The organism is Arachnia rubra, from assembly GCF_019973735.1.
Taxonomy (GTDB): domain Bacteria; phylum Actinomycetota; class Actinomycetes; order Propionibacteriales; family Propionibacteriaceae; genus Arachnia; species Arachnia rubra.
Genome location: NZ_AP024463.1, coordinates 1,869,346 through 1,891,915, shown reverse-complemented (window position 1 = coordinate 1,891,915; position 22,570 = coordinate 1,869,346). Strand labels below are relative to the sequence as shown.

20 protein-coding genes and 2 tRNA genes are annotated in these 22,570 nt (G+C 63.4%); 18 read left to right on the top strand and 4 right to left on the bottom strand.

Going from position 1 to position 22,570, the window contains the following annotated elements:
• Positions 1-27 precede the first annotated feature (27 nt).
• The 4 genes from SK1NUM_RS08650 to SK1NUM_RS08635 all read left to right on the top strand — a co-directional run bounded on the left by SK1NUM_RS08650 (position 28) and on the right by SK1NUM_RS08635 (position 6,305).
• Positions 28-1,356 (top strand): MFS transporter, encoded by a 1,329-nt coding sequence (locus SK1NUM_RS08650; protein ID WP_212321178.1) that lies wholly within the window; start codon positions 28-30, stop codon positions 1,354-1,356.
• 60 nt (positions 1,357-1,416) lie between these two features.
• Complete coding sequence (locus SK1NUM_RS08645) at positions 1,417-3,975, top strand: DEAD/DEAH box helicase family protein (RefSeq protein WP_212321176.1); 2,559 nt, start codon at positions 1,417-1,419, stop codon at positions 3,973-3,975.
• Positions 3,976-4,278: 303 nt separating this feature from the next.
• Positions 4,279-4,782, top strand: coding sequence for an NfeD family protein (locus SK1NUM_RS08640; protein ID WP_126377598.1), 504 nt, complete (start codon positions 4,279-4,281; stop codon positions 4,780-4,782).
• 20 nt (positions 4,783-4,802) lie between these two features.
• Positions 4,803-6,305: a flotillin family protein gene (locus SK1NUM_RS08635; RefSeq protein ID WP_212321174.1), complete on the top strand. Its 1,503-nt coding sequence runs from the start codon at positions 4,803-4,805 to the stop codon at positions 6,303-6,305.
• A 57-nt stretch (positions 6,306-6,362) separates the two neighbouring features.
• On the opposite strand, the gene SK1NUM_RS08630 is transcribed toward SK1NUM_RS08635, so the two are convergent.
• Positions 6,363-7,418, bottom strand: coding sequence for a 3-isopropylmalate dehydrogenase (locus tag SK1NUM_RS08630; RefSeq protein WP_212321172.1), 1,056 nt, complete (start codon positions 7,416-7,418; stop codon positions 6,363-6,365).
• A 123-nt stretch (positions 7,419-7,541) separates the two neighbouring features.
• On the opposite strand from SK1NUM_RS08630, the gene SK1NUM_RS08625 reads away from it, so the two are divergent.
• The 5 genes from SK1NUM_RS08625 to SK1NUM_RS08605 all read left to right on the top strand — a co-directional run bounded on the left by SK1NUM_RS08625 (position 7,542) and on the right by SK1NUM_RS08605 (position 10,561).
• Positions 7,542-8,345 (top strand): fumarylacetoacetate hydrolase family protein, encoded by an 804-nt coding sequence (locus SK1NUM_RS08625; protein WP_212321170.1) that lies wholly within the window; start codon positions 7,542-7,544, stop codon positions 8,343-8,345.
• Positions 8,342-9,226, top strand: a complete 885-nt coding sequence (locus SK1NUM_RS08620; protein WP_212321169.1) for a CPBP family intramembrane glutamic endopeptidase — start codon at positions 8,342-8,344, stop codon at positions 9,224-9,226. Before SK1NUM_RS08625 ends, SK1NUM_RS08620 begins: the two co-directional genes overlap by 4 nt.
• Positions 9,227-9,293: 67 nt before the next feature.
• Positions 9,294-10,211, top strand: a complete 918-nt coding sequence (locus tag SK1NUM_RS08615; RefSeq protein WP_212321168.1) for an asparaginase — start codon at positions 9,294-9,296, stop codon at positions 10,209-10,211.
• A 165-nt stretch (positions 10,212-10,376) separates the two neighbouring features.
• Positions 10,377-10,448: transfer RNA gene (locus SK1NUM_RS08610), tRNA-Gln, on the top strand.
• Between the two features lie 37 nt (positions 10,449-10,485).
• A tRNA-Glu gene (locus SK1NUM_RS08605) sits at positions 10,486-10,561 on the top strand.
• 120 nt (positions 10,562-10,681) lie between these two features.
• Here the strand turns inward: SK1NUM_RS08605 and SK1NUM_RS08600 are convergent.
• Positions 10,682-11,407, bottom strand: coding sequence for an IclR family transcriptional regulator (locus tag SK1NUM_RS08600; protein WP_212321167.1), 726 nt, complete (start codon positions 11,405-11,407; stop codon positions 10,682-10,684).
• A gap of 100 nt (positions 11,408-11,507) precedes the next feature.
• On the opposite strand from SK1NUM_RS08600, the gene leuC reads away from it, so the two are divergent.
• Genes leuC through SK1NUM_RS08585 form a run of 3 tightly spaced genes read left to right on the top strand, consistent with a single transcriptional unit; the run spans position 11,508 to position 14,350 of the window.
• Positions 11,508-12,914: a 3-isopropylmalate dehydratase large subunit gene (gene leuC, locus SK1NUM_RS08595; RefSeq protein WP_212321166.1), complete on the top strand. Its 1,407-nt coding sequence runs from the start codon at positions 11,508-11,510 to the stop codon at positions 12,912-12,914.
• 2 nt (positions 12,915-12,916) lie between these two features.
• On the top strand, positions 12,917-13,531 hold the full coding sequence (gene leuD, locus SK1NUM_RS08590) for a 3-isopropylmalate dehydratase small subunit (RefSeq protein WP_212321165.1): 615 nt from the start codon (positions 12,917-12,919) through the stop codon (positions 13,529-13,531).
• 48 nt (positions 13,532-13,579) lie between these two features.
• Positions 13,580-14,350, top strand: a complete 771-nt coding sequence (locus tag SK1NUM_RS08585; RefSeq protein WP_223927440.1) for a lysophospholipid acyltransferase family protein — start codon at positions 13,580-13,582, stop codon at positions 14,348-14,350.
• Between the two features lie 3 nt (positions 14,351-14,353).
• On the opposite strand, the gene SK1NUM_RS08580 is transcribed toward SK1NUM_RS08585, so the two are convergent.
• Positions 14,354-15,364 (bottom strand): Gfo/Idh/MocA family protein, encoded by a 1,011-nt coding sequence (locus SK1NUM_RS08580; RefSeq protein WP_212321164.1) that lies wholly within the window; start codon positions 15,362-15,364, stop codon positions 14,354-14,356.
• A gap of 376 nt (positions 15,365-15,740) precedes the next feature.
• On the opposite strand from SK1NUM_RS08580, the gene SK1NUM_RS08575 reads away from it, so the two are divergent.
• On the top strand, positions 15,741-16,760 hold the full coding sequence (locus SK1NUM_RS08575; protein ID WP_223927438.1) for a FecCD family ABC transporter permease: 1,020 nt from the start codon (positions 15,741-15,743) through the stop codon (positions 16,758-16,760).
• Positions 16,754-17,557 carry an ABC transporter ATP-binding protein gene (locus SK1NUM_RS08570; protein WP_212321163.1) on the top strand — a complete coding sequence of 268 codons (804 nt, stop codon included), beginning with the start codon at positions 16,754-16,756 and terminating at the stop codon, positions 17,555-17,557. The genes SK1NUM_RS08575 and SK1NUM_RS08570 overlap by 7 nt, the downstream gene beginning before the upstream one ends.
• A gap of 11 nt (positions 17,558-17,568) precedes the next feature.
• Here the strand turns inward: SK1NUM_RS08570 and SK1NUM_RS08565 are convergent, their stop codons facing one another.
• Entirely contained in the window at positions 17,569-18,567 is a 999-nt protein-coding gene (locus SK1NUM_RS08565) for an IS30 family transposase (RefSeq protein WP_223927976.1), read from the bottom strand.
• A 57-nt stretch (positions 18,568-18,624) separates the two neighbouring features.
• Here SK1NUM_RS08565 and SK1NUM_RS08560 point away from each other — a divergent pair, with 57 nt between their 5' ends.
• Genes SK1NUM_RS08560 through SK1NUM_RS08545 form a run of 4 tightly spaced genes read left to right on the top strand, consistent with a single transcriptional unit; the run spans position 18,625 to position 22,570 of the window.
• Positions 18,625-19,380: a Rossmann-like domain-containing protein gene (locus tag SK1NUM_RS08560; RefSeq protein ID WP_212321159.1), complete on the top strand. Its 756-nt coding sequence runs from the start codon at positions 18,625-18,627 to the stop codon at positions 19,378-19,380.
• Positions 19,377-20,477: an ABC transporter substrate-binding protein gene (locus SK1NUM_RS08555; protein WP_212321157.1), complete on the top strand. Its 1,101-nt coding sequence runs from the start codon at positions 19,377-19,379 to the stop codon at positions 20,475-20,477. Before SK1NUM_RS08560 ends, SK1NUM_RS08555 begins: the two co-directional genes overlap by 4 nt.
• A gap of 57 nt (positions 20,478-20,534) precedes the next feature.
• Positions 20,535-21,647, top strand: coding sequence for a D-alanine--D-alanine ligase family protein (locus SK1NUM_RS08550; protein WP_212321155.1), 1,113 nt, complete (start codon positions 20,535-20,537; stop codon positions 21,645-21,647).
• On the top strand, positions 21,647-22,570 hold the full coding sequence (locus SK1NUM_RS08545) for a thiamine-phosphate kinase (protein WP_212321153.1): 924 nt from the start codon (positions 21,647-21,649) through the stop codon (positions 22,568-22,570). Before SK1NUM_RS08550 ends, SK1NUM_RS08545 begins: the two co-directional genes overlap by 1 nt.

Sequence of the window (22,570 nt, the reverse complement as noted above, 5' to 3'; positions counted from 1 at the left end):
TGTTTAGATCCGGAGGAAAAAACTGAAATGCTGACCAGGACAGAACGCCTGGAACGACTGCCCATGACGCGCGAACACGGCAAATTACTGGGCGCTTCGGGGGTCGGATGGGCCCTGGACGCGATGGATGTGGGCCTGATCTCCTTCGTCATCGTCGCGCTCGGGCAGCAGTGGGGACTGGATGACGCCACCAAATCGTGGGTCGTCTCGATCGGATTCGTCGGCATGGCCCTGGGCGCCACATTCGGCGGGTTGCTCGCCGACAAGATCGGTCGTCGTTCCGTGTTCGCGCTCACACTCCTGGTCTACGGGCTGGCGACCGGGGCCACGGCCGTTGTGTCCTCGGTGGCCGTCCTGCTGCTGCTGCGTTTCGTGGTGGGTCTGGGGCTCGGCGCCGAACTCCCGGTGGCCTCCACCCTGATCTCGGAATTCGCCCCCCGGCGAATCCGGGGCCGCGTGGTGATCTGGCTGGAGGCGTTCTGGGCCGTGGGCTGGATCCTGTCGGCGATCATCGGGTACTTCGTGGTGGCCGGCTCCGAACAGGGATGGCGCTGGGCCCTGGCACTGGGTGCCGTGCCAGCCCTGTGGGCGCTGCTGATCCGGCTCGGCACCCCCGAATCCGTGCGATACCTGGAGACCGCAGGACGCTATGAGCAGGCCGAGGCGACGGTCGGGCGTTTCGAGAAGTCGGCGAAAACCTCCTACGACGGCCCCACGATCGACACCGCCGAGCAGGCCGCGAAACACCGGGGAGAGACGATCGAGACGACCGGGCTCACTCTGTTCTCCAAGCAGCTGAGGCGCCGCACCCTGGCGTTCTGGCTGGTGTGGTTCTGCATCAACCTGTCCTACTACGGGGCCTTCATCTGGATTCCATCGCTGCTGGTGAAGCAGGGTTTTACCCTGGTCAAGTCCTTCGAGTTCACCCTGATCATCACCTTGGCCCAACTTCCCGGATATGCCGTGGCGGCCTGGTTGATCGAGGTCATCGGCCGCCGCCTGACCCTGGCGCTGTTCCTCGCCGGATCGGCCCTTTCCGCGCTGGGTTTCGCGGTCGCGGGAACGGAGGGCACGATCATCGCAGCCGGATGTGCCCTGTCGTTTTTCAACCTGGGTGCGTGGGGTGCGCTGTACGCCATCGGCCCCGAACTGTATCCGACATCGCTGCGCGGCACCGGTACCGGGGCGGCGGCCGGGGTGGGCAGGCTCGCGTCGATAATCGCACCTCTGCTCGTCCCGGTGCTGATGGGCGGCGGAGGCATCGTGACCACCTTCGCGGTCTTCGCGGTTTCCTTCGCGCTGGCCGCGGGCGCCGCTTTCCTGCTTCCCGAGAAACGCGACGCCGGGATCGATTGACATGGGCCGGGCCTGGAAGCAGTGCACCGACGGGCGCGTAGAGAGCGTTCCGGAACCTTGATGCCTTTGAGATTGCACCAGCGGGAGGCTCTCGACGCTTGGCGTCGGAGCATCTCGGCGGGGGTTTCCAGGGGTTGGATCGTCCTGCCACCGGGCGCCGGCAAGACCATGGTCGGTGTGCGGGCGATCCGCGAGTCAGGACGCACCGGTGTGATTTTCAGCCCGAACATCGCCATTCGCGGCCAGTGGCAGGCCGCTGCGCCGGAGGTTCGCTGCCTGACCTATCAAGCACTTGCCAATTTCGGGGACGACCCCGGTGGGAGCACGCAGCTGGCTCGTCTGCACCCGAACGGAAGAGCCTTGGTGGCCGAGCTCGCAGCCACGGAGAACCTGATGATCGTCCTGGACGAATGCCATCACCTGCTCCGGACGTGGGGCCGGCTGCTGGCCGAGGTGCTCGGACTGTTGCCCGACGCCGTCGTGCTGGGTCTCACGGCCACCCCGGCAACCGCCCTGACCGGAGCGGAGGCCACCTTGGAGAACGAACTCTTCGGTGAGATCACGTATTCCGCGAACATTCCCCAAGTGGTGGCGGCCGGGGACCTGGTCCCTTATCAGGAACTCGGCTGGCTGACGAACCCCACTGCCGCTGAACGCGACTGGCTGGGAGAGCAGCAGGGGAGGGTCCAGGAACTGCTCACCCATCTCAGCGCCCCGGACAGGGCGAGCGTTCCATTCTTCGAGGCGGTGGCGAACCTGCAGGCCAACGTTTCCTGGGAGGAACTCGCGGCCACGGATGAACGCCTGACCGATGCCCTGCTGCGCCTCGCCCACGCGGGTTACGCCGAACCACCCATCGGAGTTGCGTTCGGCGAGCGTCACCGACGCGATCCCGGGATCGAGGACTGGGTGGCGGTACTGAACCAGTGGCTCCTTCCGCTGGTCGACAGCCCCGACCCGCGGGACCACGCCCTGATCCTGGAGGTCCGGGAGGTTCTTCCCTCCATCGGTTACCGCTGGACCCGGCGAGGCATCAGCGCGGCCGCCTCCACCATGGACCGGGTACTGGCCCGCAGCGCATCCAAGGCCCTCGCCGCGGCCGAGATAGTGGCTCTGGAGGAGGAGAACCTCGGCGCTGACCTGCGCGCCCTGGTGGTGTGCGATTTCGAGCGGGCGGCCGCGCTGCCACACGGTCTGCGCGACGTGGTGACCGCGGATTCGGGATCGGCCTGGCAGACCCTGAAGGCCTTGGCCGAGAACCCGGTCGGGCAGCGCCTCGAACCGTTGCTCGTCACCGCTGGGGTTGTCGCGGGAACCCCGTCGAGCTCCCGGGCGCTGATGGACTTCGCCGCGGATCGGCTTCCCGGGCACTCCTTGGATACCGCGGAGGAGGAGGGGTTGGTGCGGGTTCTCGGCTGGAATGTCCGCCAGTGGGTGCCGGTGGTTACCGATTTCTTCCAGATGGGTGGCACCAGGCTCCTGATCGGCACCCGTGGGCTGCTGGGGGAGGGATGGGACGCCCCGGGCGTCAACTGCTTGGTGGACCTGACCAGCGCAACCACGCCCGGTGCCGTGGTTCAGCTTCGCGGGCGCAGCCTACGACGCGATCCGGAGAATCCGGCTAAGGTCGCGATCAACTGGTCGGTGGCCTGCGTCGCCGACGGGGTGATGGGGGACGCGGATTGGCGTCGTCTCGTGCGCAAGCACCGTGGTTACCTCGCCCCGGACGAGCAGGGCGATCTGGTGGACGGGGTGGCGCACCTGGCCGATGGGTTCAGCGAGTTCCGGACTCCGGAATCGGACGGGATCGAGGCCGCCAACGTTCTTGCGGCCCGGCGTTCCCGGGAACGCGACCGGGTTACGGAGCAATGGAACGACCCGCGGATCAGGACCGGCCGGGAGGTGTCGGTGGTGCGGGTGAGTTCCAGGGCGAAGGAACCGTTGACCGGAAGCGGCTTCGGGGAGGCGGCGCCCCGGAGGCTGGGGCCCGTGCTGTGGCCCTGGGCGCTGGGCGCGGCCCTGGTGCTGGCGGTGCTGGGGCTGTCCTGGTGGGCGGCCGCCGCACTGGTGTTGACGGGAGTGGATCTGCTGATCCGGGTGATCCGGGCGGGACGCAGGCTCACCGGGCTGGCGGCGAACGTCGGTGTTGGCAGGGTGGCCAGGGCGGTTGCCGATGCCCTCCAGGCGCGCGGGCTGGTCAGTGCGGGAGCCGGGGCGGTCGCGGTGGAGATCAGAGGACAGGAACTGCGCTGCCGGCTGTCCGGGGTGCCCGCGGAGGAATCGGCCGGGTTTGCGGAGGCGCTGGACGAAGCGTTGCAACCCGTTTCCCGACCCCGATACCTGATCTCCCGCCTCACCGCCGACCCGCCCCGGCTCCGGGACGTGTTGAGACTCGGCCTGATCGGGCGGGAAACCGTTCTGGAAACCTGGCATCCGGTCCCGAGCGTGCTCGCCTCCAACAGGGACCGGGCCGACGCCTATCTGCTCGCCTGGCGGCGATGGGTGGGGGAGGGGGAGGTCCGGTACGCCCGCAGCCCCGAGGGTGAGGGCATCACGCGAGCGGTGCGCGACATCGACCCGTGGCGGCTCACCTCGGCGATTCGTCTGCACTGGGAATGAGCGCCATCCCTGGTTCTTCTTGCGAGCCCTCGGGATCGGCGATTTGCCTGGAAGATGTTTGGGAAGACGGTGATTCTCGCGACCGCGCCACCAGACCCGATCCGCCTGCGCGGGGGAGGCCCCGCTGGCAGGGGTCCTTTAGGCCGGTCTGGCTGGTACACGGGAACCTCGGGGTGTGGGAAAACCATTCGGACGGGGAGGTCGGCCGTTTTTCACCCGCTCTGCCCCGGGGTGGCACGCACTCTGGCCTGCACCCCTGATTTGGTAAATTTGGGTCGCTGGACAAAACAGGAAGGGACAACGGTGAGCGTTTTCCTGATCCTCGGGATCGCAGGGGTCATGGTCCTGTTGGTGTCCCTGATCCTGGGGGATCTGCTGGATTCCGCCCTTCACTTCGACGGTCTGGATTCCGAGGTTTTCTCCACCTCGGTCATCGCTGCTTTCGTCGGGGCCTTCGGGTTCGGCGGGGTGGCCGTTCATGAATTCACGGACAGCGTGTGGCTGGCCTCCCTGGTCGGTCTGGTCGCAGGAAGCCTGGCCGGTTGGGGAGCGGTGGCCCTCACCCGCTGGTTGAAACGCGCGGAAACCGGGCAGGCGCTTCGCAGCGACCACTTGGTCGGGGCGGAGGCCCGCGTCATCACGGACATTCCGGAAGGTGGTTTTGGTGAAATCCGGATCGGCACCCACAAGCGTGCGGCGCGGGCTGAACTGCCGATCCCCGCGGGAACCCCGGTCTGGGTTTCCGGTGTCCTGTCCCCCACAGCCGTTGAGGTTCGTCCCACCGCCGATGAACCTCCCCAGTACTGAACAGAAAGGTTCGCACATCCATGAATAATTTCTCCTCCCTGGTTACCGGAGTAGGCGGCATAGTTCTACTGGTCGCCTTGGTGATCTGGCTGATTGCCAGCAGGTACCGGGTGGCTCGTCCGAACGAGGCCTACATCATCACGGGCCAGAAGGGCAAGGCGGTCACCAACCCCGAGACCGGTCTGGTTTCCACCGACCTGTCCGGTCAGAAGGTCATCATGGGTGGCGGCGTCTTTGTGATCCCGCTGATCCAGCGTTTGCACGTACTCGACCTGTCCAGCCGTCGTATCATGGTCCAGATCCGCAATGCGGTCTCCGGACAGGGCATTAAATTGAACCTTGACGGTGTCGCCATAGTGAAGGTGGGTGGCAATGAGGACTCCATCCGCGCTGCCGCCCAGCGTTTCCTGATGCAGCAGGAGGAGATCGAAACCTTTACGCAGGAGACCCTTGCGGGTGCGCTCCGCTCCATCGTCGGTGGTCTTTCCGTAGAGCAGATCATCCGTGACCGCGCAGCTTTTGCGCAGCGGGTGGCTGATGAGTCCGAGGCCTCGCTGACCGGCCAGGGTCTGGTACTCGACACCTTCCAGATCCAGGACATCACCGATGACGGCTCCTACCTGTCAGACCTGGGACGTCCTGAGTCCGCCAAGGTTGGCCAGATCGCAGCCATTGCTGAGGCCGATGCTCGGCGTGAGGCTGAGCAGGCGAGGCTCGCGGCCGAACAGGAGATCGCCATCTCGGAACGAGCGCTGGTGCTGAAGGAGGCCGAGATCAAGGCCGAGACGGATGCTGCCCGCGCTCAGGCGGATGCGGCCGGACCACTGGCCCAGGCAGACCGCGACCAGGCAATCCTCACCGAGCAGGAGAAGGTCGCCGTGCGCCAGGCCGCGTTGAAGGACCGCCAGCTCGACACCGAAGTCCGCAAGCCCGCCGATGCGAAGCGGTACGAGACCGAGACCGCCGCCCAGGGACGGCGTAACTCCGAGATCTTCGAGGCCGAGGCTCGCAAGGCTGCTGCCATTGCCAATGCTGAGGCCCAGGCCGAGACCGCACGCCTCACCGGTGAGGGTGAGAAACAACGCCGTGCGGCACTCGCTGAGGCCGAGGCTATCGAGGGTGCCCGCCGTGGTGAGGCTGAGAAGGCACGTCGTATCGCCGAAGCTGATGCCATCCGCGCAGAAGGCGAGGCAAAGGCTGCCGCAGCCCTCGCCGTCGGTACGGCCGAGGCCGAGGCCATGGAGAAACGGGCAGCTGCCTTCGCGAACTACAACGAGGCCGCGGTGCTACAGATGCTCATCGAGGTCCTGCCGCAGGTCGCCGAGAAGGTCGCTGCTCCCATGGGCAGCATCGACAAGCTCACTGTCGTCTCCACGGAAGGGGCGGCCGCGCTGCCCCGGCAGGTCAATGACAACGTGTTGCAGACCGTCGAGATGATTAAGAACACCACCGGCATCGACCTGTTGGACATGTTGCGTGGCCGCGTGACGGACGACGTGCTCCAGGGTGAGGCCGCCGACTGATCAACGCTGTGAGTGAATGCCGGGCCCATCCGGGCCCGGCATTCATGTGTCCGGGGTTCAGCTCGCAGCTGCCGCTGCAATCCGGTCGCCGACTTCAGCAGTCCGGACGGGGCCGGGACGGCGTGAGGCGATGTCAATGGCAACCGCGTCGTCAACACGCCTGGCCAGCTCCGGGTAGCCAAGATGAGCCAATAGTAGGGCGACAGAGCTGATGGCTGCGGTCGGATCGGCGATGCCCTGGCCTGCGATGTCTGGCGCGGAACCATGGACAGGCTCAAACATCGATGGATATTCTCCGGACGGATTGATGTTTGCCGAGGCGGCTAGTCCGATGCCGCCCGTGACTGCCGCCGCTAGATCCGTGACGATGTCACCGAACAGATTGTCAGTGACGATGACGTCGAACTGCGATGGATCAACCACCAGCGCGATCATGGCCGCGTCGATGTGCAGGTAGCTGCGCTCGACGCCAGGGAATTCCTCGCCGAGCTGATCGAACAGGCGTCTCCACAGACCACCCGCGTTGACCAGGACGTTGTGCTTATGGAGCAGGGTGAGCCTGCCACGCCGCGCCTGAGCCCTCTGGAAGGCGTCACGAAGTACCCGTTCCACACCGAAGGCAGTGTTCACTGACACCTCGGTGGCGATTTCCTGGGGCGTTCCTGGGCGCACGGCCCCGCCGTTCCCGCAGTAGAGCCCCTCTGTTCCCTCACGCACGACGATGAAATCGATTTCGCCCTTGGCTGTCACCTCAGAGGATAGGGGAGTGGGCACACCGGAGTAGAGACGTGATGGGCGCAGGTTGATCGCGTGGTCGAAATCGAAACGCAGCCTCAGTAGCAACCCCCGTTCCAGGAGGCCGCTCGGAATAGTGTGAGAACCAGGAGCGGCGCCCACAGCCCCTAGGAGAATGGCGTCAGCAGTTCTGAGCTCCTCCAGGACCGAGTTGGGAAGGACCTCTCCGGTGCGCAGCCAGTTCTCCGCTCCGAGATCGAAGTGGACCTTGTGGAAAGTATCGGCCCCGGCCACGGCCTCAAGCACCTTGAGCGCCTCGGCGGTCACCTCCGGTCCGATGCCGTCGCCACCGATCACTGCCAAGGTCTGTTTTGCCATGCGGGAAGCGTAGGCGGTGTCTTGACGGGAAACGATCTGTTTCCCAAGCTTCGAGATGCCCTGATGCTCTGCTGCGCAGGTTCACATGTCATGAAACCCCATTCCTATCGCTAGGCTGGCGGCATGCGTATAGCCCGTTTCGCCGCTGCCGGCAAGGATCCTGCCTATGGCATCATCGAGTTGGAGGTCGACGGCGGGGAGAACCCCGAGACCATCGCAGCGATAACGGGGGACCCTCTGGCAGGGGTGCCCGTCAACTACACGGGAGCCAGGCACGACCTCTCCGATGTCAGGCTGCTGGCTCCGGTCATTCCCCGCAGCAAGATCGTGGCAGTTGGGCGCAACTACGCTGACCATGCCATTGAGCAGGGGGCGGTTGTTCCAGCGGAGCCGATGCTCTTCCTCAAACCGAATACCTGCGTGATTGGGCCCAATGAGCCGATAGTGCGTCCTGATGGCTGCGAAGACCTGCACTACGAGGGGGAACTCGCCATCATCATCGGAAGGATCTGTAAGCAGGTGCCAGAGGAGCGGGTCGCGGATGTGGTGTTCGGGTACACCATCGCCAATGACGTGACTGCGCGCGACTGGCAGAGGGAAGGAGACCAGTGGTTCCGGGCCAAGGGCAGTGATACCTTCTGTCCTCTCGGACCCTGGATCAATACCCACTTTACTCTGGCAGAGGCTGGTCATCTTGCGATCGAGACCCGGCTCGGTGACGAGGTGCTTCAGCGTGGGAACACCGCCCAGATGGTCAGGGGCATCTCTGACCTGGTCACCTACATCTCCTCTTTCACGACTCTGCTTCCAGGGGACGTCATTCTCACAGGCACTCCCGCTGGGGTGGGGCCGATGGCAGACGGAGACGTGGTGTCTGTGGAGATCGATGGACTCGGGGTGCTCAGCAATCCCGTGACCTCCGCGTGAACAGTTGGCCTCCCGGGCCTGGGCTCAGGCATCCGCTGGCTCTGCGGGGCGAGGATCCGCTCCGGTTGACGCTCGGTCTTTCCGCCACGCTGCTGGCGTTTCTCGTCGCGGTGCAGCTGGTGGCTCAGGCTGTGCTGGGAGCCGGATGGCTCCTCCGGGGCCAGCCGGATTTCTCGCAGTACCGCTCCCAGGCACTGGCCTACAAACTTCCCGACGGGCTCGTCGCGACTCACCTGGGCATCGGGAGCCTGCTGCTGGTGGTTCTTCTGATCTATAGGTATTGGCATGGCAGGCAGCACCAGTGGGTGATCTCCGTCCAGCCCGGGGGACGCTGGCGTTATCTGCTGATCTGCTTCGTGGTGGCGGCAGTCGTGTTCAACGCCAGCCTGTGGCTGGCCAGAGGCGGCGACATGGCCTGGAGTGAGCCCCAGCCTGGCTGGTCCGTCTATCTGCTCCTCGTGCTGATCACCTCGCCGCTCCAGGCGGCTGCAGAGGAGTTCTTCTTCCGTGGCTATCTGCAGCAGACCATCGGTTCCCTGACGGGGCGATCCTGGGTTGGAATCGTTTCCTCCGCGCTTGTCTTCGCTGTCCTGCATGGCGGACAGAACGCGGCCCTGTTCGTCCACCGTCTTGGATTCGGCCTGATCGCAGGAGTCCTGGTGTGGGCCACCGGTGGGCTGGAGGCAGCGATTGCCGCTCACGTGGTCAATAACGTCTTCGCCTTCACCTATTCTCTGTTCACAGGCGGCATCGTTGCGCTCAAGGCGATGACAGCCATCTCCTGGGGTGTGGCACTGGTTGATCTTGTTGGCTTTGCAGTCTTCGGCTCCATCGCATGGTGGCTTGGACTAAGGCTGAGGGTGGCGATCCTCACACCCTAGCCGGGCCGCAGATGAGGGCACTAGATGAGGGCACTTGACGGCATCCTCGTCTCCTAAACTGCCCTGCATGATGGATGTGCTTCTGGGAGTCGTTGGTCGGGGCTGGGTAGCTGAGAGTCATCATCGTGGCCGGGTCAGCGTCGTCCGGAAAGACGGGAGGATACTGCTGGCACTGGGAGATATGGGGGTGCCGACGCTGCCGAGGTCTGCTGTGAAACCCTTTCAGGCGATCGCGATGCTGCGCGGTGGGCTGGACCTGGAGAATCAGCTGTTGGCCTTGGCCGCAGCTTCGCATCTTGGCCAGTCGATCCACACAGAAGGGGCACTTCGTATCCTTGAGCTGAGTGGCCTGGGCACATCTGATTTCCAGCACACCGCAGACTTTCCCGGTGACCCGGCGTCGCTGGGGGCCTGGCTGGCCTCTGGCCGTGGCAAGGAGGCGCTGGCCCATAACTGCTCCGGCAAACATGCAGCGATGCTGCGTACCTGCCTGATCGCAGGCTGGCCGACCGATGGCTACCGTGATCCGTTGCATCCCCTGCAACGACTCATCAGAGCGACCATCGAGGAATACTGTGGGGTGATCGGAGAACCGGTGGTGGACGGATGCACGGCACCGGCTTTCGTCACCACCCTGCCTGGCCTCGCCCGAGGCTTTGCGTGCTGGGCAGCTGAACAGGAAGGGCCTGGTAAACGCCTCGCGGATGCCTTCCGCCGGTATCCCGAGTACACATCCTCCACCACTCATCCGGTGGTCCGGCTCATGCAGCAAGTGCCCGGCGCCGTTGGCAAGGTGGGCGCGGAGGGAATCCTCGCCGTGGGGCTGCCAGAGGGCATCGGAGTGGCCGTGAAGATCTCCGATGGCGCCGGGCGTGGGCGGTTTGAGGTGATGGACGCCATCCTCACACGCCTGGGACATCCGGTGACAAGCAGCCCCGGGGAGGTGCGTATCAGCTCCGAGCTGTCAGAAGCCCTCGCCCGATGAGAAGCGCAAGAACGCCCCTGCTCACGCGGTCTCTCATAGTCTCATCAAAGCGGCTGGTTGCTGTCGTGCCAGAGCTTGTCCTGAAATGCCGCGAGGAAGAGAACTGCAAGTTGCGCACCTGATGCAGGCCGTGTACTGTTTCTCTCCGTGCTCGGGAGAGCGCCAAGGGGTATGGGGTAATTGGCAGCCCGACTGATTCTGGTTCAGTTAGTCTTGGTTCGAGTCCAGGTACCCCTGCGGAGAGGGCCTCATAAGAAGGCCGTATCCATCACCTGGCCCCGTTGTGTAGCGGCCTAGCACGCCGCCCTCTCAAGGCGGTAGCGCGGGTTCGAATCCCGTCGGGGCTACCAGGGCGAGGCCCTAGTCAAATGCGCATTTGACTAGGGCCTTCTTTATGTATTCCGGTGGATTCCCACAGGACCTGCACACCGATGCAACCGGCCGGGGCGAGCCGCTTCCCCGGTGTCCTGTCAGTTTGCGCCGTTGTGGCGAAGCACCTCGCTCAGGCGTTCAGCCGCAGCCATCACGGCCGGTGCATGGACCCGGCCTGGCTGCCGGCTCAAGCGCTCGATGGGACCGGAGACGCTCACCGCTGCGATGATCTTTCCCGAAGGCGACAGGACAGGAGCGGACACCGAGGCCACGCCTGGCTCGCGCTCGGCCACCGACTGTGCCCAACCTCGCCTGCGCACCTGTTGCAGGGAGACCATGGTGAACGTGGCATCCTTGACGAGCCGGGGTATGTTCTCTGGCTCTTCCCATGCCAGCAAGACCTGGGCGGCCGAGCCCGCCGTCATTGACAGCTGTGATCCCAAGGGGACGGTGTCACGCAGTCCCGAGGGACGTTCCACGGCTGCGGAACAGATACGTACATCTCCCTGGCGGCGGAACAGCTGCGCTGACTCTCCGGTGATGTCCCGCAGGCGCGTGAGGATGGGGCCAGCTGTGGCCAGCAGGGGATCCTCGGCCGCTGAACTTGCCAGTTCGACGAGTCGTGGGCCCAGGACAAAACGTCCCTGGAGGTCTCTGGTGACGAGACGATGATGCTCCAGGGCGACTGCCAGCCGGTGTGCCGTCGGTCGCGCCAGCCCGGTGGCGCCCACCAGGCCGGCGAGCGTCAGAGGGCTGGTCTCCAAGGCGGTCAGCAGCGCTGCCGCCTTGTCGAGGACTCCTACCCCGCTTCCTTCTTCGTCCATATCTCGAGATTATCGTTTCAAATGTTGGACACGCAAGATAAAGTGTCGCCAAGTCTGCAAGCTCGCTCTCATCGAGCGATCGTAATAAGGAAGCGTGAAAATGGGGAAGACCCTGGCCGAGAAGGTTTGGGATGCGCACGTTGTGCGTTCTGTCGATGACGAACCCGATCTTCTCTACATCGACCTGCACCTGGTGCATGAGGTCACTAGCCCACAGGCCTTCGAGGGCCTGCGGATGAACGGTCGTAAAGTGCGTCGCCCGGACCTGACCCTGGCGACCGAGGATCACAACACCCCCACGCTGAACATCCTCTCTCCGATCGCGGATCCCGTCTCGCGTACCCAGGTGGAGACCCTGCGCCGGAATGCAGCCGAATTCGGTGTGCGCATCCATTCGCTGGGGGACCGTGACCAGGGTGTGGTGCACATCATCGGGCCCCAGCTGGGAGTGACACAGCCCGGCATGACCATTGTCTGCGGAGACTCCCACACATCGACCCACGGTGCTTTTGGCGCACTGGCCTTTGGAATCGGCACTTCTGAGGTGGAACATGTTCTCGCTACCCAGACCCTGCCGCAGAAGAAACCGAAGATGATGGCCGTCAACATCAATGGCACCCTGTCACCCGGGGTGACTGCCAAGGACGTCGTCTTGGCCTTGATCGCCAAAGTCGGTACGGGTGGGGGACAGGGACACATCGTCGAGTATCGGGGCAGCACCATCGAGCAGCTCTCGATGGAGGGTCGCATGACCATCTGCAACATGTCCATCGAGTGGGGTGCGAAAGCCGGCATGATTGCTCCCGACGAGACCACCTTCGCCTACTTGAAGGACCGTCCGCACGCTCCGGTAGGCGATGACTGGGAAGCTGCCGTCGAGTACTGGAAGACTTTGCGCTCAGATCCCGACGCATATTTCGACGCGCAGGTCGATATCGACGCGACCCAGATCACCCCCTTCGTCACCTGGGGAACCAACCCCGGCCACGGTGTCCCCCTGGGCGGTGTGGTGCCGGCCCCCGAGGACTTCGAGTCAGAGGTGGAGCAGGCCACGGCTCGCCGGGCGCTCGAATATATGAACCTGGTTCCTGGGACCCCGATGCGGGATATCGCTGTGGACACCATCTTCATTGGCTCCTGCACCAATGGGCGCATTGAGGATCTGCGGCTGGCTGCCTCCGTGCTTCAAGGCCACAAGATAGCCGAGGGGGTACGCATGCTGGTGGTTCCCGGGTCGGCCCGGGTGCGTCTCCAGGCGGAGATCGAGGGGCTGGACAAGGTGTTCCTCGCATCAGGGGCGGAATGGCGGGCGGCTGGGTGCTCGATGTGCCTGGGGATGAATCCCGACCAGCTTTCTCCAGGAGAGCGTTCCGCCTCCACCTCCAACCGCAACTTCGAGGGCCGCCAGGGTAAGGGGGGACGTACACATCTCGTCAGCCCTGCCGTCGCAGCGGCCACTGCCATCACCGGTCGCCTGACCTCTCCCGCCGACCTGATCGGAGTCTGACTATGGACGCCTTCTCCAACCACACCGGGATCGCTGTCCCGCTCCGGCGCAGCAACATCGACACTGATCAGATCATTCCCGCTGTCTACCTGAAACGCATCACCCGCACTGGGTTTGAGGACGGACTGTTTGCGGGCTGGCGAGGTGACCCCGAGTTCGTCTTGAACCGTGAGCCCTTCAACGGCGGCACCATCCTGGTCCCTGGTCCCGACTTCGGGACTGGGTCCTCGCGTGAGCACGCTGTCTGGGCACTGCAGAACTATGGTTTCAAAGTGATCATTGGCACCCGTTTCGGGGACATCTTCCGCTCCAACTCTGGCAAGGCAGGGTTGCTGGTCGCACTCGTCAGCGAGGAGGACCGGGACCGGCTCTGGGAGGCGATTGACGATCGTCCCGGCGAGCTGACGACGGTGGACCTGCCCTCCCAGGTCATCACCCGGGGAGATCTTGCGATCAGGTTTGAGATCGATGAATACACCAAGCATCGTCTCCTCAACGGATTGGATGACATCTCCATGACCCTGCAGCACGCTGACGAGATCGAGGCCTACGAGTTACGCCGCCCGGGGTTCAAGCCCAAGACGCTTCCGGTGCGCACCGCCGACACTGTGTCCTGATCCGCTGGGTCAGCGGCGATGCCCCTTCCCCCGGTATTCTCCTAGCCCGTGGAACCTGAGAAACTTCCCTGGCGGCGTCCTCTGCGCCAGGCGAACCATGAGCCAGCGCCCCGCGCCTATCGTTTTCTAGCCCGGCTGGTCCATCTATTCCTAGGAGTGCTTGTCCGGCGGACCTGGCAGGGGCAGGACAACATCCCGGTTGGGGGAGCGCTGGTGGTTTCCAACCACTTGTCGAACTTCGATGTACCTGCCACAGGGGAGTTTTTGATCTGGTCTGGGCGATGGCCCCGGTACCTGGGCAAATCTGAGATCTGGAAGGTCCCTGTGGTCGGCTGGTTCGCTCGTGAATGCCGTCAGATCCCGGTGGTGCGCCACTCTGAGCAGGCCAAGGACTCACTTGTGCATGCCCGCGCCGCGCTGGAGGCGGGAGAGTGTGTCGCCATCTTCCCCGAGGGAACCATCACCGCCGATCCCGATGGCTGGCCCATGACCGGCCGCTTGGGAGCGGCCCGCCTGGCGCTCACCACGGGAGCCCCGGTGATCCCGGTGTGTCAGGTGGGTACCGATGCCCTTCTCGGCCGGAAGAAGCTCGAATTCCGGAGGCTATTCTCGATGCGTAGGCGCCCTGTCGCGGTGCAGGCAGGCCCGCCTGTCGACCTGAGTGCTTTCCCAGTAGGGGATGACCCCTCCCGAGAGGATGTGGAACGCGCCACCATCGTCATCATGGACGCCATGACCGAGGTGGTCGCCCAGCTCAGGGGAGAACCTGCCCCAGAAGGGCGCTGGGACATGCGGGCTGGAGGTCGGGTTCCCCAGTGATCCTTATGCTGGATCATCCATCAGAGAGCGGGCCTGTTCCATCAGCTTCACGGTGGCGAGGGTCGCCTCCAGGGGGCGTATCGGGGACTCGGCCAGGCCATCATTGATGCAGCGTGCCACTTCGACAGCCTCGTGGAAGAGCCCCTCGTGATGGATGCGTGGCTCATCATGGGCCAGCACCCTGCCGTCTCGGAATCTCACCTCGACTGGGCCTGGACGGTAGAACGGGCCATCGAGTATCAAGGTGGCCTCGCTGCCGCCGATCACCCCGGTGCTTGGGGTGTTGGTGAGCATTGAAGTGAGGGTGTTTGCCTGCCGTCCCTCTTGGTCCTCCAGCAGCGCTATGAATTGCCCGATGGCACCTGTCGCGTGCCGGGACCCTATGGCCGCGACGACCTCGGCCTCGGGTAGGACCCAATTTGCGAACATCAACGGGTAGGTTCCCAGGTCGTTCATGGCCCCGCCGCCTTGGCTCGGGTCCATTGCCCGGTGGTGATCCACCAGATACTCTCCCATATCCACGGTGACGGCCTCGATGCGTCCCAGAAGGCCGGCCTGCAGGATCTGTCTCACCACGTCGAACCGGGGGAGTGCGAGCGACCACAATGCCTCCATGCAGAACAATCTTTTGTGGCGGGCCAGACTGATCAATTCCTGTGTGGCGGAGACAGTGGGGGTCATAGGTTTCTCGACGAGCACGTTACGGCCTGCCTCCAGAGCCAGACGTGCGTGGGCGGCGTGATCCAGGTGGCCTGTCGCGACATAGATGACATCGACGTCCTCGGCCACTAGGTCTTCATAGGAGCTGCTGGCCGTAGGGATGCCGTGCCCCTCAGCGAACTCAAGGGCGCGCTCCAGGCTGCGGGAGCCGACCGCCACGACCCGCTGGGAGGTGTTACGGGTCACCGTGGTGACGAACTGGTCGGCGATCCAGCCGGTGCCGATCACGCCCCAGCGGAGGCTGGGGACGGCAGCTGGATCAGTGGTACGGGGCTGGGGCAGGGAGTCGATCATCAACGATCCATTCCAGGCAACGATGCTCAAAGTGTCGGGACAGTTCCTGAGCTAGTCTACTCAGGAAGACCGGCGAGCCCTGGGAGTCCTCCTGAGAAGGACCGTGGCCTGGCGTGTTCCAGGTATCATTCCTGGCTTGCGGATTGTCCATCAGCGTACGAACCGCACTCTTCCCTACGCCTTGCGATGGCAGCAGCTGGATGTCTCTTGCAGCACCTGATCTCCTGCGGGCGGGGGATCTCTTGGACATCTTGTCTAGGTGCCGTTTATCAGCCAGCCTCCTGCCGAGGATGGATCCCAGACTCGCCATATTCGCAGAAACGGAATGAAGAACGGTTTTGATCCGCTTATGCGGTCAATTGGCTAGGATCTCCTCATGCCTGTTGAGATGAGCCGACGGCGAATGGCGGTGCTGCTGCTCATGTTGGCCGCGGGCAATCTAGCTGCTCTGGCGGGTGCTTTCATGCTGGGAAGGTTTCCCATCAGCATCAAGACCCTGTTCGACTATCTAGGGTCCCGCGTGCTCGGAGGCCAGTGGACTGGAGATCCGGAGATCGAGCATGTGATCTGGAACATCCGTCTCCCACGCCTGCTCGTTGCTTTCCTGGTTGGTGGGGCTCTCAGCGTCGCGGGGGCTGCCTATCAAGGCCTCTTCCGTAATCCCCTCGTCTCACCCGGTGTGCTGGGTGTTTCCACAGGGGCAGGTTTTGGCGCCTCACTGGCCATTGTGCTGGGTGCCGGGGTCGCAGGGTTGCAGGGGTTTGCCTTTGTCTTCGGGATGCTTGCCGTGCTCGGGGCCTGGGTGATTTCCAGCTTGAGCCGCAGGGATCCGGTGGTGACCCTGGTGCTCGGCGGTATCGTCGCGAGTGCGGTGTTCTCAGCGGGTATCTCGATCCTGAAGTATCTGGCTGATCCAGACAGCCAGCTTCCGGCCATCACCTTCTGGCTGATGGGTGGCCTGAACGGGGTGCGACAAGTGGACCTGTTACCCCTGGCCATCCCGGTCATTGCTTGTTCAGCGATGTTGTGGCTGCTGCGCTGGCAACTTGACACCGTTACCTTCGGAGAGGACACCGCGAAGGCTCTCGGGGTCAGTGTCACATGGGTCCGGACTGGGGTGATCGTCTGTGCGACCATCCTGACCGCGGTCTCCGTGGCCATCTCGGGAGTGATCGGCTGGGTAGGGCTGATCGTGCCTCACCTGGCCCGGATGCTCTTTGGCCCGCGGCACCAGCTCCTGATCCCGGTGTCCTTCCTGCTGGGGTCCCTCTTCCTCATGGGCGTGGACACAGTGAGCCGCACCCTGCTTGAGGCTGAGATCCCGTTGGGGATTCTCACATCCCTGCTGGGGGCGCCTTTCCTGGCCTGGCTGATGATCAGGGGCCGATCATGGTAAATGCGCTTGCGATCCGCGGTCTTGCCCTTCGGTATCCCGGACGTGAGACCCCAGCCCTCGATGATCTCAGCTTTGAACTGCCGGAACACCGCTTGGCCTTCGTGCTCGGGCCGAACGGCTCGGGGAAGTCAACACTGTTCCGGATTCTGCTCAGGCTGCTGCGCGCTGACTCAGGAGAAGTCGAGGTCTTCGGGAGCCGTCTTGAGAGTTACGGGCCAGCTGGACTCGCCGAGGCCATCAGCTACATTCCCCAGTCCACTGAGATGTCGTTCAACTTCTCCGTTCTGCACACGGTGGTGCTCGGACGCGTGGCGCGTAGAGGACTGCGCGCGAGCCCCCGGAATACTGACTGGAGTGCGGCTGAGGCGGCACTCGAGGCAGTCGGGCTGGGGGAGCATGCGAACCGCGGTATTCAGGAACTCAGTGGCGGTGAGGGGCAGCTCGTCCTGATTGCCCGGGCGCTGTGCCAAGGTGGGCGTCTTCTTGTCCTGGACGAGCCCACCTCCGCTCTCGATGCAGGAAACCAGAGCCGGGTGTTGAGAAGGCTCCGTCAGCTTGTTGACCGCCGGGGCCTGAGCATTCTGCTCAGCTCGCACCAACCCAACCACGCCTTTGAGTTCGCTGATGACGTACTGCTTCTCAAAGATGGTAAAAGTCCAGGACTCAAACCTGTTGGGGACTTGACAGGGAATGATCTGAGCCAGCTTTACGAACTTCCCATGCGGGTGGTGACCCCGGCAGAGGTGCCAGGGCTCCGTCTGTGCGTAACCCAGCCCGATCCTGAAGGAGAGCAATGAGCAGGGCGGTGTCAAGTGGTGGAAGCAACGAGTAGTTTCTGGAAAGCTTCTCGTGGGGTGAGGTAGCCGAGGGTGGCTCGGGGGCGTTCGTTCAGTTCTTCGGCGATGGCTGTGAGATAGGGCTGGTGTTGGGGGATGGGAGTGCCTTTGGGCAGGTAGTCACGGATGAGTCGGTTGGTGTTCTCATTGCTGCCGCGTTCCCAGGGAGAGTGGGGATGGGCGAAGTACACCGGCATCTGGGTGGCCATGGTGAACGCGGCGTGCCGGGCCATCTCAGAGCCCTGATCCCAGGTCAGGGTGCCCTTCATCAATTCGGGCAGCCCAGTGATGTGGTCGATCAGGGCGTCACACACCCCGTCTGCGTTCTTGCCCTTCGGCAGGGCGAGGATCGTGACGAACCGGGTGGTTCGTTCGACGAGGGTGATCGCGGCTGTTCTGCCGTAGGCGCCGATGATCAAGTCTCCTTCCCAATGACCGGGAACCTTCCGTCCTGTAACCTCCTGAGGCCGCTGATCGATACTGACCATTCCCACAATCGGGGATTTCCGCTCACCCAAACGACGCCGGGACTGACGGCTAGTGCGTTTCGACCCGAGCATGACACCGTGCTCCCGCAGCGTCTTCTTCGGCATCGCATAAATCCAGGTGTAGATCGCTTCATGAGACACGCTCGCTCCTTGGGCCGTGGGGGAACCCTGACACGGTTCAAGCCTGTCACCCCCAGCCTCAGCACGTAATCTTCCCGCGATCTGACGTGGTGTACGAGACCTCCGAAGATCAGCAATCACCCGCTGCTTCAACACCAGATCAGCATCAATCTTGCGGAGCTTGGGCCGGGCACGCCGCCGCTGCGCAGCTACATCAGCAGCCACACACTTGTACCCCGTCTCACCCTGATTCCGGGCCACTTCCCGCGAAACCACCGACACATCCCTACCAATCCGCCGAGCAATCTCACGTAACCCACACCCCTCCGCCAAACCCCTCGCGATCCCAGCCCGATCCGTCACCGTCAACAACCGCCGCACCAACAACCCCTCCCTAACAAACACTGTTGCTACGACCCTATGACACCACCCAGTCCATGGCAGCTTTATGACGATCTGATCGATCTCATCCCAGCTGGAATCAAGGTGTTGGACGCCTGCGCGGGTAACTGGGCCTGCGTAAGCTCTGAGGCTGGCACGGGGGTGGCTATGACCTATAGCGGTGGTCCCAGGGCTGGGTTTGGTGCGCGAGACATCATCGGCCGCGACCTGCGTGATGCAGCAGCCAGCGTCAAGTCATGGGACCTGGAACTTGCGGCTCTTGGGACTGCGGCCATCAACTCTTACTTGACCACCGAGGAACGGGTCGGCGTAGTACCCGGTCCGGAAGGCTCTGAGAAGACCACCTTCGAACTTCATCGTGGCACTTTGACTGGCTTGAGGGCTGCCGCCATCGGGCATTTCGGCGATATAGAGAAGTATGCAGATGGGTGTGATTTCATTATTCTGGAGAGGCAGCCCTCAGGCTCTGACTTCCCAGATCCGGCTGCTGAGTATCTGTTGGCTGATCGTGACCTTGTTTTCATCACAGGATCTGCACTGACCAATAAGACCCTGCCCCGCCTGCTTCAGCTATGCGCCGGGGCCAAGGTGATCCTCGTCGGACCCAGCGTCCCCTTCGCTCCTGAGGTGCTGCCGGCCTGTGTGGTCGAGATCGGCGGCTCCCTGGTGAGTGATTCTGCCTATGTCCGGCGAGCCGTCAGCCTCGGAGGTGGCATGGCGGAGGCGCGTCCTGGGCTTCGGATGTTCAACCGCAAGATAAGGAGCAAACCATGAAATCGCCGTGGAGTCCGCTGCTGACAGCTCTGATGGCGGCAACCCTGCTCATTGCAGGATGCAGCAGTTCCTCCGATCCCGCTACCACACCAACTATCCCGGATTCCGTCTCACCTGGGGCGCTGAGCTTCAAGGACATGGGCGGGCGTGATACTGAACTGTCAGCGCCGGCCAGCCAAGCGTTTGGAGCTGGGCCACCTGGGACTGTCATGATCTACACCTTCGAAGCTGACAAACTGGCCGGCTGGAACTCCCAGGTCGGCAAACAGACTGCAAAATACCTACCTTCCCAGGTCGCAGACCTACCTGTCCTGGGGAGGGCAAATGGTAAGGATGGCACATTCAATGCCGAGACCCTGCTGGGCCGAGGTGTCAACGTGATCCTCGACGTGGGTGAAGTCTCCTCTGAATACGCAAAGATCGACGACGACCTAGAGAAGCAGAGCGGGATCCAGGTAGTGCAGCTTGCCACAGAGTTGGAGAGATTACCCGAGTCCTACCGTCTGTTGGGCCGGGTCTTCGGGGATCAATCCCGCGGTGAGCAGCTGGCAACGTATATCGAGAGAATAAATGCCGAACTGGAACGTGGATCTGCCACGATCACCGACGCGCAACGCGTCTCTGTCTACTATGCGGCGGGCGATGAGGGGCTTTCCACCGCAGGCAGCGGTAACATCCATGCTCAGGTCATAGACGCCATCGGAGCGAGGAATGTGTACGGAGCAGCTGATAAACCTTCAGGTCGCGTGGATGTGAATGCGGAGCAGCTTCTCGGGTGGAATCCGGACTGGATCATCGCAACACCTGCCAAGAGCGGCGAGGACGTGGCAAAGACTGAAGCTTTCAGCCCGTTGCAGGCTGTCGCCCAAGGCCATGTGCTGGTGGCACCGCAGGCTCCCTGGGGGTGGGTGGATGGGCCTCCATCGGTGAACCAGGTGATCGGCGCGGTCTGGGCCGCGGAGAGCATCTATCCTGACGTATACAACTTCGATCTTCCGAAGGAAGTACGTGAGTTCTATTCAGTCTTCTACCACTACGAGCTGACCGGCGCAGAGCTGACCGAGATCCTCGCTGACGCGGGCCATCAGCCATCCTGATCTGCTCGCTCACCGGCCAGTAAGATTACCCAGCAGTCGAGTTCAGGAGGCCCAAAAGTGTCGAAACGCGCCAAGATCGCCCTGGTGTTCGGTGGTAAATCGCCTGAACACGGCATCTCCTGCCTGACGGCAGCTAGTGTCCTTGGCGCAATCGATCGTGAGCGGTTCGACGTCGTCGCCATCGGCATCTCCAAAAGCGGCCGGTGGACCCAGGTGCCACTGGAGGAGGTTGCCAGCCTCCGCATCGTCGACGGAGTCCCGCCGGAAGTCGCTGAGCCAGAACACGACGCGGTGTGGCTGGTTGGTGAGCGTGGCAGTGAACTCGCGACTCGGGTCGGTGAGCGGCTTCTCGACCTTCATGAAGTGGATGTCGCGTTCGCATTGCTGCATGGCCCTTACGGTGAGGACGGCACCATCCAGGGCATGTTCGAGATGGCGGGTGTCCGCTATGTCGGCTCCGGAGTGCTCGCCTCCGCGGTCGGCATGGATAAGCACCTGATGAAGATCGCCTTCGAGGCCGCCGGACTTCCTGTGGGCCCCTATGTCGCGGCATCGGGGCGCCGTCTGCGTTGTGAAAGAGACCTCGTGCTCGGCGAGGTCGCCAAGCTGGATCTCCCGATCTTCGTCAAGCCCGCCCGCGGTGGTTCCTCTATCGGAATCACCCGGGTCTCAGACCTCGCTCAGCTGGATGCGGCAATCACGGAGGCACAACGGCACGATCCCAAGGTGATCTTCGAGCAGGGTTTCGTTGGTGCCCGGGAACTGGAGGTCGCGGTTCTGGGAGATCCGGATACTCCCGAAGGCTGCCGGGCCTCGGTCGTGGGGGAGATTCAAGTTCGCGCGGAAGACGGGTTCTACGACTACGAGACCAAATACTTCGACGACAACGGGGCGGCTCTCTTTGCGCCGGCAGACATCAGTCCGGAGCTCGCTGGTGAGCTGGGCTCACTGGCCTGCCGCGCCTTCAACGCCATAGACGGGGAGGGGCTGCTCCGCGCTGATTTCTTCGTCGATGAGACGGGAGCCTGGATCAATGAGGTGAACACGATGCCGGGATTCACGGAGATCTCCATGTATCCGACTCTGTGGCGGGTCTCGGGGGTCGATTACCCGGAGCTCGTGACTCGGTTGATCGAGCTGGCCCTGGATCGTCCACTGGGCCTGCGCTGATGATGTCCGAATTCGAGTTGATCTCCGAGATCACGGACGGCCTGGCCATTGGCGGCGACGTGCTCCTGGGGCCTGGCGATGATGCTGCTGTGCTGGCGCCCCGGGGAGACGTCGTCGTCACCACCGACGTCCTGGTAGAGAACATCCACTTCAAGCGTTCCTGGTCGCCTGCTTTCCAAGTCGGTCGCAAAGCCGTTGCGGTGAATGTCTCCGATGTCGAGGCCATGGGGGCAGATCCCAGCGCTGTTGTGATCGGCTTGGCCTTCCCTAGAAACCTGGAGGGGCGCTGGATCAGCGACTTCCAGGAAGGCGTCGTCGAGGAGTGCGCCAGGGTGGGGATCAGCCTGGTTGGAGGCGACCTATCCTCGGCACCACAGGTGGTCATCGCTGTGACAGCACTCGGTAACCTGGCTGAGCGTGCTGCCGTGACCCGGGCAGGCGCACGAGTTGGTGACCAGGTTGCCGTGTGCGGCCGGCTTGGGTGGTCGGCCGGCGGACTCCTGGTCCTGCAGCGAGGCTTCGGGTCGCCCAAGGAGCTGGTCCGCGAACAGCAGTGCCCGGCGGTCCCGTATGGGCAGGGAAAGATCGCTGCCTCGGCTGGCGCCACCGCGATGATTGATGTCTCCGATGGTCTCTTGCAGGACCTCGGACACATCTGTGAGCGTTCTGGGGTTGGCATGGACCTGGAAACCGAGGCCTTAGAGATCCCTGAGGGACTGGCCCGTCTTGCTGCTGCCACCGGCAAGGACCCGCTGGGATTTGTGCTCTCCGGTGGGGAGGACCATGCACTGGCCGCGACTTTCCCCGCAGATGCGAGGCTGCCGCAAGGATGGCTGAGGATCGGTGGTGTGACCTCAGGTGCGGAAGTGGTTGTCAACGGAGAGCCGTGGCAAGGTAACGTCGGCTGGGATCATTTCGCCTGA